The organism is Levilactobacillus spicheri DSM 15429, assembly GCF_001435095.1.
Lineage (GTDB): Bacteria > Bacillota > Bacilli > Lactobacillales > Lactobacillaceae > Levilactobacillus > Levilactobacillus spicheri.
Map to the genome: position 1 here is coordinate 468,065 of NZ_AZFC01000035.1, position 16,518 is coordinate 484,582.

12 protein-coding genes are annotated in these 16,518 nt (G+C 59.4%); 8 read left to right on the forward strand and 4 right to left on the reverse strand.

Going from position 1 to position 16,518, the window contains the following annotated elements; translation table 11 throughout:
• Positions 1-852, forward strand: coding sequence for a metallophosphoesterase family protein (locus FD37_RS11000; protein WP_056965298.1), 852 nt, complete (start codon positions 1-3; stop codon positions 850-852).
• Between the two features lie 57 nt (positions 853-909).
• On the opposite strand, the gene add is transcribed toward FD37_RS11000, so the two are convergent.
• A complete protein-coding gene (add, locus tag FD37_RS11005) occupies positions 910-1,926 on the reverse strand; it encodes an adenosine deaminase (protein WP_045806176.1) in 1,017 nt (338 codons plus the stop codon).
• Positions 1,927-2,093: 167 nt separating this feature from the next.
• Between add and FD37_RS11010 the strand changes: the two genes are divergently transcribed.
• From FD37_RS11010 to FD37_RS11020, 3 genes are all read left to right on the forward strand, one after another.
• A complete protein-coding gene (locus FD37_RS11010) occupies positions 2,094-3,443 on the forward strand; it encodes an NCS2 family permease (RefSeq protein ID WP_045806177.1) in 1,350 nt (449 codons plus the stop codon).
• 12 nt (positions 3,444-3,455) lie between these two features.
• The gene (locus FD37_RS11015; RefSeq protein WP_056965299.1) at positions 3,456-5,225 is read left to right on the forward strand and encodes an adenine deaminase C-terminal domain-containing protein; all 1,770 of its coding nucleotides are present in this window, start codon (positions 3,456-3,458) and stop codon (positions 5,223-5,225) included.
• Positions 5,226-5,337: 112 nt separating this feature from the next.
• Entirely contained in the window at positions 5,338-5,979 is a 642-nt protein-coding gene (locus tag FD37_RS11020) for a DNA-3-methyladenine glycosylase family protein (RefSeq protein WP_056965300.1), read from the forward strand.
• 78 nt (positions 5,980-6,057) lie between these two features.
• Here FD37_RS11020 and FD37_RS11025 read toward each other — a convergent pair whose 3' ends face one another.
• Positions 6,058-9,069 (reverse strand): YhgE/Pip domain-containing protein, encoded by a 3,012-nt coding sequence (locus FD37_RS11025; RefSeq protein ID WP_225436307.1) that lies wholly within the window; start codon positions 9,067-9,069, stop codon positions 6,058-6,060.
• A gap of 184 nt (positions 9,070-9,253) precedes the next feature.
• On the opposite strand from FD37_RS11025, the gene FD37_RS11030 reads away from it, so the two are divergent.
• Positions 9,254-9,823 carry a TetR/AcrR family transcriptional regulator gene (locus FD37_RS11030; protein ID WP_056965301.1) on the forward strand — a complete coding sequence of 190 codons (570 nt, stop codon included), beginning with the start codon at positions 9,254-9,256 and terminating at the stop codon, positions 9,821-9,823.
• 63 nt (positions 9,824-9,886) lie between these two features.
• Here the strand turns inward: FD37_RS11030 and FD37_RS11035 are convergent, their stop codons facing one another.
• Positions 9,887-11,635 carry a DUF262 domain-containing protein gene (locus FD37_RS11035; protein ID WP_056965302.1) on the reverse strand — a complete coding sequence of 583 codons (1,749 nt, stop codon included), beginning with the start codon at positions 11,633-11,635 and terminating at the stop codon, positions 9,887-9,889.
• A 233-nt stretch (positions 11,636-11,868) separates the two neighbouring features.
• Here FD37_RS11035 and FD37_RS11040 point away from each other — a divergent pair, with 233 nt between their 5' ends.
• From FD37_RS11040 to FD37_RS11050, 3 genes are all read left to right on the forward strand, one after another.
• The gene (locus FD37_RS11040) at positions 11,869-12,438 is read left to right on the forward strand and encodes a TetR/AcrR family transcriptional regulator (RefSeq protein ID WP_056965303.1); all 570 of its coding nucleotides are present in this window, start codon (positions 11,869-11,871) and stop codon (positions 12,436-12,438) included.
• Positions 12,439-12,455: 17 nt separating this feature from the next.
• Positions 12,456-14,336, forward strand: a complete 1,881-nt coding sequence (gene asnB / locus FD37_RS11045) for an asparagine synthase (glutamine-hydrolyzing) (RefSeq protein WP_056965304.1) — start codon at positions 12,456-12,458, stop codon at positions 14,334-14,336.
• 142 nt (positions 14,337-14,478) lie between these two features.
• Positions 14,479-14,976 (forward strand): DUF4811 domain-containing protein, encoded by a 498-nt coding sequence (locus FD37_RS11050; protein ID WP_056965305.1) that lies wholly within the window; start codon positions 14,479-14,481, stop codon positions 14,974-14,976.
• 58 nt (positions 14,977-15,034) lie between these two features.
• Here FD37_RS11050 and FD37_RS11055 read toward each other — a convergent pair whose 3' ends face one another.
• A complete protein-coding gene (locus FD37_RS11055; protein ID WP_056965306.1) occupies positions 15,035-16,384 on the reverse strand; it encodes an APC family permease in 1,350 nt (449 codons plus the stop codon).
• Positions 16,385-16,518: the final 134 nt, after the last annotated feature.

The following is a 16,518-nucleotide window of genomic DNA, read 5'->3' on the forward strand; positions in this document are numbered from 1 at the left end:
ATGCAATTAACGATTGCCACCGATCAGCCCTTCCGCATTTGTCAATTGACCGACCTGCATTTAGGGGACTTCCCCCTCAACGAGGCCAGTCAAAAAACGTTGGCCGCCATCGACCGCCTGTTAACTGAAAACACCTTTGATCTCATCATGGTGACCGGCGACCTCATCTGGGGCAAACTGGTCAGTCACCCCGACCAGGTCCTCGGCGCCCTGTACGACGTCTTCAACCGCCACACCGTGCCGGTCGCCATCACCTACGGCAACCACGACACGGAAGGGACCTTTACCCGTAACGACCTGCGCACCCTGGAACGGCGGTTGACCCACCCCGCCGACAAACACTTTTCCCTGATTGTCGCCGACCGGGAAAGCTACACCCTAGAGGTCTACCGCGACCAGCGCCTGGCCCACGTCCTCTACGTTTGGGACAGCGGCGCCTACGGTCACTGGCCCGATGACGACCAATACGCCGCCGTTGAACCCGAACAAATCGCCTGGTTCTGCTTATTACCGTACGCTCGGAACCACGAGCACCACGACCTGGGGTTCCTGCACATTCCGCTCCCGGAATATCACGCGGCGTCCCACCACCTGTTGTCCGGCAGTAAGAACGAGCCCATCTGCTCGCCCGTGACCAATTCGGGTCTGTTTTACACCCTGCTCCGCAGCCAAAACGTTCAAGGCCTCTTTGCCGGTCACGACCACGACAATAATTTCGTGGCGCGCTACCGCGGCCTGATCCTGGGTTACGGCAACGTCAGCGGCTACAACACTTACGGCGACTTGCCCCGCGGAGCGCGCGTCATCGAACTCGACGGCGACCAGCTGACCACGTCCATCTTGCTGTATTAACCAACGTAAAAATCCCCGGTTCGCCATCGCGAGCCGGGGATTTTTGAATGCTATCAGTTAGTGAGCTGCCACGTAAGCGTCGAGTTCAGCCAGGTATAAGCGTTTCTGGTCCTCACTGATCCAGGACGTTTCGAACGAGTTCCGGGCTAGTTGCACGACCTGCGCCTTGGTCAACGCAAATTGGTCCGCCAACGCGTAGTAGTTGTCGCCAATGTAACCGCCGAAGTAGGCCGGGTCGTCCGAATTAATGGAGACCTTTACGCCCTTCTCCAGGAGCGCCAACACCTCTTGGCCCTTCATTTCCGGTGACACGAAGCTGTTGGACAGCGGGCAGGACGTCAGCCCAATCTGATGCCGAACCGCAAAATCGACCAGGTCCGGGTCCTCCACGATGTTGGTCCCGTGGTCCAAGCGTTCCACGTCCATCATTTCCAGCGCTTGGCGAATGTGCTCGATGGAATCCTTCTGGTCAATGTCACAGTGAGCCGTCAGGTGCAACCCCGCGGCAGCGGCATCCTCGTACTGCCGGGCGAACTTCAACGGCGGATTGTTGTGCTCATCCGAGTCCAGGCCGATGCCGATGAATTTCTCCTTGTACGGCAGCGCCTCCGCCAACGTCTGCCGGGCCGACTCCTTGGAGAAGTCCCGCAGGAAACACATGATCAAGCGTGCGTCGATGTTCAACGCCCGGGCGTCCACCGTGGCGCGATACAACCCGTTGATGACGGTCGCAAAGGCGATGCCCCGGCTGGTGTGCGCCTGCGGGTCAAAGAAGATCTCCACGTGGCGCACGTGGTTGGCCGCCGCCCGTTGGAGGTAGGCGAAAGCCAAGTCATAGAAGTCTTGTTCGGTCTGCAGCACGTTCATCGCCGGGTAGTAGACCGCGAGGAAGGAGGCCAAGTCATCGTACTGGTAAGTCTTTTGGACATCTTCGATCGTGGTCTGGCCAATATCGACGTGGTTGCGCTGCGCGAGCTTCAGCTTCAGGTCCGGTTCCAGCGTCCCTTCGATGTGCACGTGTAATTCTGCCTTGGGGAGCCCTTGCGTAAATGTCGAAGTTACTTCTGTACTCATATGTTTAGTCCTCCAATAAATATAATTATACGGGTTTGCTGACGTTTTCTAAACTATACCAGATATTTTCGATTCGTCAATCGGTAAATCACGAATAAAGGTATTGATTAAAATCCAAACATATGGCACAATGTGAACTACATTGAGAAAGAGAAAGGAGTTTCACCTTGTTAAAATCATCTGATTCCACCGCATCGACGAGCTTTCTGGAACGCACCTTCCACCTTTCGGAACAACAAACGACCGTCCGCCAAGAACTGTTGGCCGGACTGACGACGTTCGTTTCGATGGCGTACATTCTCTTCGTGAACCCCAGTATCCTGGGCGCCGCCGGCATGGACAAGGGGGCCGTCTTCACGGTCACCGCGATTTCCGCCATTATTGGGTGTCTGTTAATGGCCTTTCTGGCCAACTACCCCATTGCTATCGCGCCTGGCCTGGGCGACAACGCCTTCTTTACATACTCGGTCGTCCTCGGCATGGGGATCCCGTGGGAAAAGGCCATGGCCGGCGTGTTCGTGGCCGCCATCCTCTTCACGATTCTCTCCTTCCTGAAGGTCCGCGAGGTCGTCATCGACGCCATCCCGAGTGATTTAAAACTCGCCATGGCCGCCGGGATTGGGATCTTCATCGCCTTCGTGGGGCTGCAGGGTGGGGGCTTGATTGTCGCCAGCAAGGCATCCCTGGTTGAAATTGGATCCTTCACGGTGCCGACGACCTGGTTAACCATCTTCGGCATCTTCGTGATTGCCATTCTGATGGCGATGCGGGTTCCCGGTTCCATCTTCATCGGGTTGGTCGCTTCCACCGCGTTGGGGCTGATCACCGGTTTGATCAAGATGCCCGACAGTCTGATCTCCCTGGCTCCCAGCATGGCCCCCACCATGGGTGTGGCCGTGAAGAACCTGCCAACGGTCGTTGACCCGCAGATGTGGGCCGTGGTCCTGATCTTCCTGTTAGTCGCCTTCTTCGACACCGCCGGGACCCTGATTGGGTTAGCCCAACAGGCCGGCATCATGAAGAACAACAAGATGCCCCGTATCGGGCGGGCGTTGATGTCCGACTCCCTGTCGATGCTGGCCGGGTCGGTCATGGGGACCACGCCCACCGCCGCGTATGTTGAATCCTCCGCCGGCATCGCCGTGGGGGGCCGGACGGGACTGACCGCCCTGACCACCGGGGTGCTCTTCATGTTCAGCCTGCTCTTCTCGCCGCTGCTCACGGTGGTGACGTCCCAAGTGACCGCTCCCGCCCTGATCATCGTCGGGGTTCTGATGGCTTCCGCCTTAAAGGACATCCACTGGGACCAGTTTGAAATTGCCGTTCCCGCCTTCCTGACCATCGTCGGCATGCCGCTGACCTACAACATCTCTTACGGAATCGCCTTCGGTTTTCTGACCTACCCGATTCTGATGACCGCCGCTGGCCGCCGCAAGGAAGTCAACGCCGTGATGTGGAGCCTGCTCATCGTCTTCGTGGTACTGCTCTACATTCTGAACATTTTACCCAAATCCTAATAGGAGGTTCTCATGACCACACTTAGCCACTACCTCGACGCCGGCGCCGCCAAGTTGCCCGCCGACCTCGTCATTGAAAACGGCACCCTGGCCAACGTTGACACCGGCGAATTTTACCCGGCCAACGTCGCCATCTACCGCCAAAAAATCGTTGCCGTGGACACAGACGTCTCCGCCTACGTCGGCCCCGCGACCCGCCACATCGACGCGACCGGCCAATACCTGGTTCCAGGACTGATCGACGGCCACATCCACGTGGAATGCAGCAAGTTAAGCATGACCCGTTTCGCCGAACTGGTCCTGCCCCACGGCACCACCAGCATCGTTTCCGGCCTGGACGAGTACATCTCGGTCGTCGGTGTGGCCGGCTTACCTGAGATCTTCGACGAGATCGATGCCCTCCCGTTCAAGGTCTTCTGGGGCCTGCCTTACAAGACCCCGTACACGATTCCCCAATCGACCATCGCCTATAACGTCACCGCCGCCGACCACGCCGAGTACCTGCCCCAGGACAACTGCTACGGCGTCTGGGAAACGGTCCGCGAGGCCGTGGGCATGCGCGACCCTGATACGCTGAAAGCCCTCGAGCTGGCGCAACGGTATCACAAGCCCATCTTCGGCTGCTCCCCCATGGCTCGGGGCAAGGCCCTTAACGAATTTTTGATGAGCGGCGTGCACATCGACCACGAAAGTTACAGCCACGAGGAGTTCCTGGAAAAGGCGCGGAAAGGCCTCCGCGTGGTGATCCGTGAGTCCTCCGTGACCAAATTCCTCCAGGAAAACATCCGGGCCATCACCGAAGGCCCCGCTGGCGTGGCGCGCCACACCAGCTTCTGCACCGACGACGTCAACGCCCGTGACGTCTTGGCCCACGGTCACCTAGACCACATGGTGCGCCTGGCCATCCAGGCCGGCGTCGCCCCGATGACCGCCATTCAGATGGCCACCATCAACGGCGCCGAGGCCTACCACGTCGACGACCGGGTCGGTTCCATCGCCCCCGGCAAGGCGGCCGATATCCTGCTGATCGACCAGCCGGGGACCTTTACCGTGAACACCGTCATCAGCCAGGGCCAAGTCGTCAGTCACGACCAACAACCGGCCCTGACCTTCACGCCGCCGCACCGCAGTGCCACCCTTCAGGGGCAACTCAAGCACGCACCCATGACGGCGGACGACTTCCGGTACACCGTTGCCGCCGCGACCGGTACCGCGACCGTCCGGACCATCCACAGCGTGGGGCCGTTCGTGCGGCAAGCCCGCGACCTGGACCTGCCCATTTCCGACCACGTGGTCCTGCCCGACCCGGCCAGCGACGTGGCGGCCGTTTCCGTCATCGAGCGTTACGGCGTCAACCAGAACCACGCCCGCGGCTTCCTGTCCGGCTGGTCGATCAAGCGCGGCGCCATCGCCACGTCGGCCTCGCCCGACGACAACAACCTGGTCGTGGCCGGCGTCGACCCCGCCGACATGGCGCTCGCCGCCAACACCCTGATTGCCCGCGGCGGTGGTCAGGTGGTGGTGGCCGATGGTCAGGTGCTCACCCTGCTGAAACTCCCAATCGCGGGGATCACCACCGACCTGACGCCCACTGACCTGGCCCAAAAGGAACTCGCGCTCAAGCAGGCCGCCGAACAATTGGGGAGCACCCTGCCCGACCCCCTGTTCTACCTGTCCTTTCTCCCCATCACCGCGATCCCGGACCTCGCCATCACCGACGGCGGGAACGTGGATTACACCCAGTTGACCTACTTCGATCCCATCTTAAAGGTCACACACTAACGTCCAACCTCAGCGCTCCGTCACCCCTTCTCCTGGTGACGGGGCGCTTTTTACTTTCCTTCCGCGCCCAACTCGCTATACTAGGGGCAAATGACGTGAGGAGGCGACGCCCATGCAGCGCCTAGATGAACAATCACCCGCGGTCCAGTACCTGCGGGCAAAGGATAAGCACCTGGGGAAGGTCATGACCATGTTGGGTCCCCTTGACTACCAAATCGCCACCAACGGCTACGGTTTCCTGGTCAGCCAGATCATCGGTCAAATGTTGTCTAACAAGGTCGCCGCCGTGCTGACCGACCGCCTGACGGCCCAATGTCCGGACGGCCGCATCACCCCGGCGGCCATCGCGTGCCTGAGCGACGCGACCATCCACGGCATCGGCCTGTCCCGGCCGAAGGTGTCCTACATTCGCCACCTGACCAGCGCGGTCACCACCGGTACCGTCGACTTTGCCCGTTACGCCACCCTCGACGACGCTCAGGTCATCCGGGAGCTGACCCAGATCAAGGGCATCGGCAACTGGTCGGCCAAGATGTACCTGATTTTCTCCCTGGACCGGCCCAACGTGCTGCCCTACGAAGACGTGGCCTTCCTACAGGGCTACGGGTGGGTCTACAAGACCACCGATTACAGCGCCCGCGCCGTGCAGAAGAAGTGTAAGAAGTGGCGCCCCTATTCGTCGGTGGCCGCGCGCTACCTGTACCGCGCCCTCGATGCGGGACTGACCAAGGAACCGTTTCACCTCTTCAAATAGACCAAAAAAGTGTTGCGAGTCGGCTCACCACCGATTCGCAACACTTTTCGTTAACTGACTGAAAATCCCCTAACGCCACTAGTCTTCCTTAGAGGCCGCCATGCGTTTCGCCAACTTGTTCTGCGTGGCCTGAATGGCCCGCGTGTTCCGAAAGTCGATGGCCTTGATCCGCGGGTAACGCCGCATGAAGAACAGGATCGTCAGGCTGGTAAAGAGCAACAGGAACAGCCAGAGTATCCCCAACTGCGGCCACGAGGTGTTGCCGGTCATCATGGTCTGCCGGAGTCCCGACACGCCGTACGACATCGGCAGCCACGGGTGAATGGCCTCGAAGAAGCGGTTGGACAGCTGAATCGGGTAGGTCCCGGCCGAGCCGCCCAACTGCAGGACCAATAGCACCATGCTGAAGAAGGAGCCGGCCTTGCCGAAGACCAGGTTGAGCCAGGCCACCAGCGACATGAAGGTCATCGCCACCGTCAGGATCAGCACCAGCGTGGCCCACGGGTGAATCGGCGACAATCCGTCAATCAGCATCAACAGGCTGAACATGATCAGCGACTCCATCAAAACGAAGACCAACTTCACGCTGGCCTTGCTGCTCCACCAGCTCATGGCCGACTTCGGGAACCGGTGCGGCGTGTACATGTCAAACATCATGTTCAACGCCAAAGCCCCCACGAACAGGGAAACGCACATCATGTAGGGCGCCATCCCCGTCCCGTTGTTCGGCACGTCGTCCTTATCGGTATGCGACGTGGTGACCGGCTTAGCGACCTGGGCATAGGTCAGCTTCGACGGGTTGATTTGCCCCTTTTGCCCCGCCTGGCCGAGCCGCCGAGCCAGTTGCTGGTTACCGGCCTGAACTTTGCCGGTGGCCTGGGCGGCCTGATCAGCCCCCGTGGCCAGTTGTTGGGCCCCATTAGCGAGCTGGCCCGTGCCGCTGGCTAATTGCGTGGCGCCACTGGTCAGGGCGGGGCCGTTCGCCGCCAGTCGTGCCAGGCCGTTGGTGACCTGTTGGCTCCCCGTCGCCAGTTGACCCACGCCACTGGTCAGAGCCGGCAGCTTGTCCTGCAGTTGGGCCAGACCGCTAGCGACCTGTTGGGCCCCACTGGACAGTTGACCGCCCTTTTGGCTCAGTTGACTGGCCCCCGCCGCTAATTGGGCGGTCGCGTTGGCTAGTTGACCGGCGCCCCCATCGAGCTGTTGGGTCTTCTGCGCCAAGGTCGTGGCGCCACTCGACACGGTCTGCGCGCCAGTGGTCAGCGTGGCCCCGTTGCTTGCGAGTTGTGCGGTGCCGGTGGCCAGGGACGCCGACCCGTCGGCCAGTTGCGCGATGCCCCCGGTCAGAGTCGGCACCTGCCCACTCAGTCGGCTGGTGCCGCTGGCCAAGTTGCCGGCGCCCTCAGCGGCCGCCGTCAGCCCATTCGTGACCGTGGCGGAGCTCGCCGCCAGCTGACCAACGGCCGCCTGCAGGGTCGCTTGTTGCCGGTCCATGGCCGCCAACGCGCTGGTCAGCCCATCCACGTTCGACGTACTGGTGGGCGTGCTCAGCTTGGCCACTGCCGCGCTGAGCTCACTGGTCGCGGCCTTGACCGCCGCACTCGGCCCAGTGGTCTGCTTCGTCTGGGAAGACGCATCCCCGACGGCCGCCAGGATCGCGGCCTTCTGGGTGCTGGTCAGTTTCTGCGCGTCGGCCACGCCGGCCACCCGTTGTTTCAGGCTGGCCGCGGTGGTCGTCCCCGTAGTTGTGCTGGTCGTTGTCTGCTCGGCGCTCTCCAGCTTGCTCAGGGCGGTCTTAACGTCGCTCACGGCCGTGCTTGACGTGTCCATCCCCGCTAGCTGATGCTTCAAGGCCGCCAGCTGTTGACTGACCGCGGCAGATTCTCCCGTCTGCGACCCCAGCTGTTGCTGGAGGGCCGTCAGATGCGTGGTCAGCCCGGCGCTGCCACTGCGTAACGTTTGCAAACTCTGGTTCAACGTTGCGGCGCCATTTTCCAGGCTGGCACTGCCCTGCGACAGCTGGCCGGTCCGCTGCTGTAAGCTCTGTAAGCCCTGATTCAGCTTCGTCGCGCCGCCATTCACGGTCCCCACCGCACCCACGTAGGTAGTAAGTCCCTGATTCAACTTCGTGGCACCCGTGGCGAGCTGCGTGGCGCCCTGACCCAGCGCCCGGATGCCGGTCGCCAGGCGTTGCGCGCCCTGACTGGCCTGGCCACTGCCTTGGCTCAGTTGGTCGGTCCCCGCCACGTAACGGGTGACGCCCCCGTTCAGGGTCTGCGCCCCCGTGCTCAGTCGTTCGACCCCGGCCGCCAGCTGGTTGCTTTGCGCCAGTAACTGGTCCAGGCCGGTCGTGACCCGCTGATTACCGGTCTGCAGCTCCCGCACGCCGGCGATGTAGGTGGTGAGCCCGGTTGCCAGGGTGTGACTGCCCTGCTGGAGTTTCAGCGTGCTGCCCGCCAGGGTGTCCAGGTTCGTGGCGATCTTTTGGTTGGCCGCTTGCAGTTGGCGGCTCCCGGTCGCGAGCTTTTGGTTCCCCTTGGCCGCGGTCTGGATTCCGCCATCGAGCTGTTTGATGGCGTTAAACATGGTCCGCGCATAGCTGCGCGTGATCTGGTCGGCCACGCTGGTACGGATCGTGCCCACGGCCGACTCGGCCATCTTACCGGCGATGAAACTCTGGCCGGCGCTGGTGTCGTAGTGCAGCTTCATCGCCTGCGGCTTCTGGTCCAGCAGCGTCGTGGCGTGGTGCGAGAAGTTCTTCGGAATCGTCAGCACCATGTAGTACTGGCCGTTCTTTAACCCCCGTTGTGCCTGACTGGCCGACAGTTCCCGAAACTTGAGCGACCGCGACTGCTTGAGCGTGGTTGTGAGGTTGTTGCCGACCGCGAGCCGTTTCCCCTGGTAGGTCACGGGTTGGTCGTGGTTGACCACCGCCACGGGCAGGTCGCCCGTTTTGCCGTACGGGTCCCACATCGACTTCAGGAACGTGACCGCATAGATCGACGGGATAAACATGATGACGCATAAAACGATCAAGATGAATTTGTGTTGTTTTAAATAGTGCCATTCGGCCTGAATTGCTTTAATCACTTCAATTACCTCTCCTATCCCCCGGTTGAGAAACTGTGCTATAGTGGGTCACAGATAAAACCCAGGTGTGTATTAAGACTATACTGACTTATCTGCCCACTGACCACACCAAACCATTCGGACTTGGGGCATAAGCCACAATACCATAGCATTTGGGGTTTAACGGTTAAAGGAGTGATGTAAGATGACCTCAACTGACAAACGCGTGATTCGGACCCGCGAGGCGCTGGGCCGAGCTTTCGAGGAGCTGGCCCTGGACCACGACTACCGCGATATTACCATTACTAAACTTACCAAGGCCGCCGGCATCAACCGCAAGACCTTTTACCTGCACTATAACTCGATCGATGACCTGGTCGACACCTTCGCCGACGTGGTGACCGACCAGCTCACCACGATCATTCACCACCACGCGATTCGCGACGTCCTGGCGCATCCGGGGAGCCTGCTCGACGAGTTCATCGTCTTCTCGACCAAGCACTCGGCCATCTTCAACAAGGTCCTGTTCGCCGACGACTACAGCGCCTTCGCCCGGCGCATCGAGCGCTCCCTGACCACCGTTTTGGCCCAGGCAATTCAGGCGTCGTACACGGTCAAACGTCCCGACGCGTTCATCGTCGCGCGCTTCATGATCCATAACGCCCTGTCGCTGTACGGCTACTTCGCCGAACAGCCCGGCCCGTTCGACCGCGACGCCTATAAGAGTTACGTGTCGCGGTTGAATCTGTCGGGAATTCGGTCGTTTTTGACGTAATCTTCCACGATAACCTAAAAGCAGCGTTGCCCCCGTTCGCGAGAGCAACGCTGCTTTTTGTCATTACCAGATCAGGGTAACGTTCTGTGAAAATTCGTGTTGGCGGGTATCCACGTTTTGGGCGTGCCACCCGCTGATCTGAATGCGGTCGGCCAACTGCTGGTTTCCTCGAAGCGCGGACTTCTTCAGGTACGGCGCCCACGAACGGGCATCCTGAATCCCGTCCTGGACCCACTTCTTTTCCAGCAACGCCCAGTTTCCCACGTAGTTCACTCGGTCCCCGACTTCCGCTTCGTTTCCGATCTGGACCAACTGGTAACCGTCGTTCTTAAATACGTCGTGATACAGCTGATCCCCCAGGTCCTCATAAGCCGCGCGGTATAGTTCCGCCAGGAGATAAACCAGGGTCCAGCGCTTAGCGCCCCGCTGGCCGCCGGCTTTTTCCAAAACGCTAAAGCTGGCTTCCGTTGCGGGATCACTGGGCAACAAGCGGTCGTTCAGTTCCGCGATGATGTCGTCGACCGACGTCAGTTCCAGGTCCCAGATCTTATGCGCGATGTCCGAAAAAACGGTTTCCAGTTTATTCGTCCCGTCGTTGATGATGGTCCGGTGCCGCACAAAAATCGCGAGCAGCTTATTGGCCACCTGCAAGATGCCCCGCTCCGAATACTTCTTATAGACCATGGACAGCAGGACGGGATAGTAGAGTTTCACCCGCAAGCGACTCAGAACGTCCAGTGTTTCACCGATCTGCTTGTTGTCGAAGAAGTCGTAGTGACTCTTGGGCGTCATCGGTGACTCGAGCACGGTGTAGAGCGGGACCAGCTTCTCCAAGTCGCCCAAGAACGCCTGGGCGCTGTTCACGTCATTGATCTCCGTGCTGATCTCCCGGTACAACTTAGGTTCCGGCACGATGCGCTTCTTGGCCGCCCAGTAGGTCCGGATGAACCGGGTGATCTTATCGCTGTTGTCGTCCAGCGGCTTGGTCAGGCGGTTCCACTGGTCGTTGCCCGCCTTGATGTTGGCATTATCCCCCATCAACGACATCAAGTGGTTCTTGATGATGTCGGAGGCCCGCAAATCCTTGCCCCGGCTGTTCAGCGTCTCGAAGATGGTGAAGGCGTCCAGCTGGCTGGGAGCCGAGATCATCACGATGTAGAACTTGTTCATAAACGCGTCAAAGGTCCGCTGTAGCCGTTCGATCCGCGCGTCCACCGTCTTCTCCGCCTTATAGGAGGCCTTGATCCACTGGACCATCTCCTTGTACGCCCGTTGCATGTTTTCCTTGGGCTCTGACGTCAGCTTTTCGGTGACGACCTTGTGGACCCCGTTCGTCAGGTCATGGAAGTAGTTCTGCAGATCCTGATCCTGGTTGGCCGAGGCCTGCTGCACGATGAGTGACGGGTGTTCCTTGCCCCGCACGGCCTTTTCGACCTGCTGGCGAATGTCACGCAATTGGTCGCCCATTTCTAAAAGAGCTTCGTCTTGGCTGCCCCGCACCTTGTCGTGGTAGATCTGATTGGCCACGTCCCGAATCGCGGCCATAAAGATTGTGCTGGTCGTCAACCGTTGCTGGCCATCGATGATTTCCTGGTCCCCGTGCGCGTTCTTATACGTCACAATCTGACCGAAGAAGTGGCTGTTGTGCCGCCCCTCGACCAGGTCCTGGAGGTCACCCCAGAAATCCTCGACCTCGTGGGCCCCCCACGCGTAGTTTCGCTGATACAACGGCACCACGAAATTATTGTCGTTAAATAAGTTTGCCAGTCGAAAAACTGACGGCTGTGGAATCTCTACAAATTCTGTTGGCATCCTGTTCTCTGACCTTCCCCGTTAGGCTATGACGCGCTGAGTCATGACCACAGCCACATCACGCGATACTTTCTTTGTTAATAGTACCAACCCGCTCTTACCAGATCAATCGTTATCCCAACGCATCGTCAAAAAATAGCAAGTTATTTGCCTCTTCCGATTGACACCCGGCTGGCAATTTTTTATACTTTCATAGTTGAACCATCGTTCAAAAATAAAAAAGGAGACTTTCCATGCCACGTAGACGCAGCTTTGACCCCGCCGTTGTTTTAGACCAAATCATGATTTCGTTCTGGGAAAACGGCTTTCAAGAAACCGGCTTTCGGGAATTGACCGCCCTGACTGGTGTCAAATCCCAAAGTCTGGTGAACGCCTTCGGTAGCAAGCAGCAGCTCTATATTCAAGCGATGGAACACTACGTCGCCGTGGCCAGTGATCTGGCCGATAAAATCGTCGCCAATGACCAACCTGGCGACCAGCAGCTGGCCGCCCTGTTAGTCCTCGACTGGGGTAAGCTCCCCTACCCGTCCGGTTGTATGGTCATCAGCTCCCTGGGCGAGGCCGACCAGCTGTCCAGCCAATTAGACGCTGTCGCTAACCGCCTGTACCGGCACCTCGAGCACTGCTTCTATCGGGTTCTCACCCGCATGACCGACCAGCTCCGTCCCGGTTTGTCCCTCGACGGGCTCGCCGCACAGCTTTTAACGATTCATAACGGCATTCAAGTTGCTGTCCAAGACAATCACTACCCCGCTAACGTGGACCAGATTATCGCCACGACCCTGCAAACTTTAAAGAACTAAAAGGAGACGTTTTCGCTATGTGTGGATTTGTTGGTTACATCAATCAAAAGGACGTCCCGACCACGACGGTCAACGCCATGGCGGACCGCATCAAACACCGTGGGCCCGACGACGAGGCCTACTTTCAGGACGATTACGCGTCCATCGGTTTTCGGCGACTGTCGATCATCGACCTCGCCCACGGTAAGCAGCCCATGTACAACCAGGATCATACCAAGGTCTTGACGTTTAATGGGGAGATCTATAACTACCAAGAGATTCGCACCGAACTCGAGAACCTGGGTTACGCCTTTCAGACCGACGTCGATTCCGAGGCCTTGATTCACGGCTACGATGCCTGGGGGCCGCAGCTGCTGGACCGACTCCGCGGCATGTACGCCTTCACCATCTATGACCAAGTGACCCAGGAGGTCTTCGGTGCCCGGGACCACTTCGGCATCAAGCCCCTCTACTATTACGACGACGGGGACACCTTTCTCTGGGCATCCGAGATCAAGGCCTTCCTGGATCACCCCAACTTTCACAAGGTCTTCAACGAGGCCCTGCTGCCCATTCATCTGAGCTTCGAATTCATCCCCTCACGGGACACTCTGTTCAAGCACGTCTACAAGCTCTTACCCGGCCAGTACTTCATCCACCGGGCGGGGCACACGACGACCCACCGGTACTTCCAGTACACTTACGACCACATCGACGACCACCAAACGGTCGCCGCCGACGCACAAAAGATTCGCCAACTCGTGGCTGAATCCGTTCAAACGCACATGATTGCCGACGTCGAGGTCGGCAGCTTCCTGTCCAGCGGGATCGACTCGTCTTACGTCCTCAATGAGGCAGCCAAGTTGAAGCCCATCCAGTCGTTCTCACTAGGTTTCCACCACTCCAAGTACAGTGAGCTCAGCTGGTCAACAGCCTTTGCCCAGCGGATTCACCAGCAGAACACGCCTATCACCATGACGGGGGACGATTACTTCGATATTCTCCCCACCATCATGTACTACATGGACGAGCCGCTCTCCAATCCATCGGCCATGCAGCTCTACTACCTCGCCAAGGGAACCCGTGAACACGTCAAGGTGGCCTTGTCTGGGGAGGGCGCTGACGAGTTCTTCGGTGGTTATAACACGTACTTAGAGGCCCGCCCCTTTGAACGTTACCAAAAATGGGTTCCCCGGTTGCTTCGGCGGGGGCTGGGGGCGTTAGCCGAACGGCTGCCCCGCTTCCACGGCCGGCGGTTCCTGATACGGGGCGCCCAACCACTTAGTGAGCGCTATTACCGGGTCAACTACGTCTTCGATTATCACGACCGTGATCAGATCCTGAAGCACCCCGAGCTGAACCAGGACGCGGGCGCCTACACCCAGCACCTGTTTGATGACGTGCGGGGCTTGGACGAAATGACCCAGATGCAGTACTTCGATATCAACACCTGGCTGCCCTACGATATCCTGCATAAAGCCGACCGCATGAGCATGTGTAACGCCTTAGAGCTTCGAACCCCGTTAGTCGACAAGCAAGTGGCCCAGTTTGCGGCAACCATGCCGATTCAAACGCGGATTCAGGGGAGCGTCACCAAGGTCGCGCTCCGCACCGCCGCCGAGGCCGAGCTTCCCGAACGCGTCGCACAAAAGGAGAAGATGGGCTTCCCCTCGCCCATCGCCAGTTGGATCAAGCAGGAGCCTTACAAATCACGCATCATCGCGGCCTTCAATTCCGATGTGGCGCAGAAGTTCTTCCAGCCCGCCGCGCTTATGACCATCCTGGAGGCCCACCTGAACGGTCACTCGAGTATGCAAAAGATCTTCACGTTGTACACCTTTATTCTGTGGTACCAGGTCTACTTCCCCGAAGACACCACGGCCCACACCAGCGACCTCGTGCACCGGACGGTGGTTTAGGTTGCCGACTTAACACGCTCACCGTCCTAAACCAGCGGCCCCAGTGGCGACCCCACGCCCTGACCGGTATACTTGATTTATCAGCTAAATCAATCGGTCGCAGCATGGTTTGTGGTCACACCACTTGGGGAGGTGTCGGACGATGATTCTCATTCTGATCTTTGGGGGGCTCCTGCTCCTGACCACCGGGGCCATCATCCCCGGTGAACTCTGGCAGCTCAGTCTCAGCACGGTCGGCTGTGGCCTGTTTCTCGGGTCAGTCCTGTTACTCATCGGCCACGACCGGTGGCACTGGGGCCTGTATCGCACCACTGTTCGCCGGCAAACGCCGCTGGTCCCACTGACGGCATCGCAGGGACGGCTTCACCGGCCCACGACGCCCCGGTTCGTTCACGAGCTAAACGTGTACCAACTGGCGGCCGCGGCCACTACCGGCCCGACGACCACCGTGGTCAACCTGGTGCGGCCACTGACGACCGGCACGCCTCAGGTCGTGACGACCACCACCGTTTGGCGCTGCAAGCCTGGCGTCTGGCACTGGTTGTTCGGGGCGCTCGATGAAGCCGACCGGCCCATCCAGCAGGAACGGACCTTCACGCTGCCGCTGGGCTGGCGGCCACCCGACCTTCAACGCGGTTAACCAGTAGAATAGCCTAAAAAAGGCGACCCCCGCGGGCCGCCTTTTTAGGCTAATTGGTTTATAAAACGTCTTGATCCTGTTCGTGCCGGTAGTACCGCTTCAAGTAGGCGTACAGCGGCACCCCCAGCGCGATCACGCCCATCGAGACCAGCGCGCCCGTGAAATCGGAGAAGAGCTCACTGACCACCACGAAGCCGGTCCCCAGGATCGCGAAGATCGGCACGAACGGATACCCCGGCGTCCGGAACAGCTGGGAGCCCCCCGGATTGCGCCGGCGCAGAATGAAGACGCCCACGAACGCCGCGATGTAAAAGCTGTACATCACAAAAATGCAGAGCTTGGACAGCCGGTCGGTATCCACCGTAAAGATCATGATGGTCGTCAGGACTAGCAGCGTCAGCGTCGCCACCACCGGCGTTTGGGTGGTCCGGTTCAACCGGCCCAACTGGTGGGAGAATGGCAACTGGTGCTCGTGCGCCATCGCGTAATAGATCCGCGGGAAGCTCATGATTTTCCCGTTCAGCGCGCCAATAATCGAGATCATGATGCCGATGTTGACCAGCCGGCCGCCCCATTTACCGAAGGCGTTGGTGGCGAAGTACGCCGTCGCATTTTCACCCAACTGGTCGATACGCCCCACTCCCATAGACCGGAAGATGCCGTAGGTCACCCCGAGGTACAGCACGATGATGATCGAGATGCCCAGGATGATGGCAATCGGCAGGAGCCGTTCGGGCTGCTTGATCTCGCCGCCCAGGTTGGTGATCAGGATCCAGCCGTCATAGGCGAAGATGGTGGCTAGGACGGCCACCCCGAAGTTGCCCATGCTCTGGTGCACCCCAGCCAGGGTCTCGCCCACCCCGCTTTCGTGCCCGAAGAACAGGCCGAAGATCACGATGGCCAGGATCGGCAGGAGTTTACAGATGGTGGTCACGATGGCAAACGTGGCCCCGTAGCGGTTCTGGAGCATATTGAGCGTGGCGATCAGCACGATGGCCAGCAGCGCAATCGGCCCCTTCCAGACGGCACCGATGCCAAAAAAGTTCACCATTAAGAGGCCCAGGTAGCCCGCGATCGAGCCCACGATGGCCGGGGCGTAAACGATGACCTGCATCCAGCCGGACATGAACCCCCAAAACTTCCCATAAATGTGATTCATGTACTGGTACAGCCCGCCCGTGTGCGGGATCTGCGCCCCAATCTCGGACAGGGTCAGCCCGTCCGCCAGGGTGATCAGGCCCCCCAATAGCCAGGCCAACAGGGCCAGGTTCGTCGAGCCCGTCAATTGCAGAACGGAGGCCTGCTTAAAGAAGATGCCGGAACCAATCACGGTCCCAATCACCAGGGCCAGCGCCGACCAAAGGCCCAGCGACCGGCTCAACCCCACCGTTGCTTCAGTCTGTTTCAATACTCCCCATCTCTCTCTTACTCGATTTGCGAAAAAAGCTTTAGCTCAAAGTATACTGAACTCCCCTGACCGTTGCAAACCCGGCTCCTCTCCCCGCGCAAAAGTCGCAAGTTCCCTTTAGCATTCTTGATTCC

Excerpts from the sequence above, each read along its gene's own strand:
- FD37_RS11000 (WP_056965298.1), top strand. The coding sequence starts at position 1 with ATGCAATTAACGATTGCCACCGATCAGCCCTTCCGCATTTGTCAATTG.
- add (WP_045806176.1), bottom strand. The coding sequence starts at position 1,926 with ATGAGTACAGAAGTAACTTCGACATTTACGCAAGGGCTCCCCAAGGCA.
- FD37_RS11015 (WP_056965299.1), top strand. The coding sequence starts at position 3,456 with ATGACCACACTTAGCCACTACCTCGACGCCGGCGCCGCCAAGTTGCCC.
- FD37_RS11020 (WP_056965300.1), top strand. The coding sequence starts at position 5,338 with ATGCAGCGCCTAGATGAACAATCACCCGCGGTCCAGTACCTGCGGGCA.
- FD37_RS11030 (WP_056965301.1), top strand. The coding sequence starts at position 9,254 with ATGACCTCAACTGACAAACGCGTGATTCGGACCCGCGAGGCGCTGGGC.
- FD37_RS11035 (WP_056965302.1), bottom strand. The coding sequence starts at position 11,635 with ATGCCAACAGAATTTGTAGAGATTCCACAGCCGTCAGTTTTTCGACTG.
- FD37_RS11040 (WP_056965303.1), top strand. The coding sequence starts at position 11,869 with ATGCCACGTAGACGCAGCTTTGACCCCGCCGTTGTTTTAGACCAAATC.
- asnB (WP_056965304.1), top strand. The coding sequence starts at position 12,456 with ATGTGTGGATTTGTTGGTTACATCAATCAAAAGGACGTCCCGACCACG.
- FD37_RS11050 (WP_056965305.1), top strand. The coding sequence starts at position 14,479 with ATGATTCTCATTCTGATCTTTGGGGGGCTCCTGCTCCTGACCACCGGG.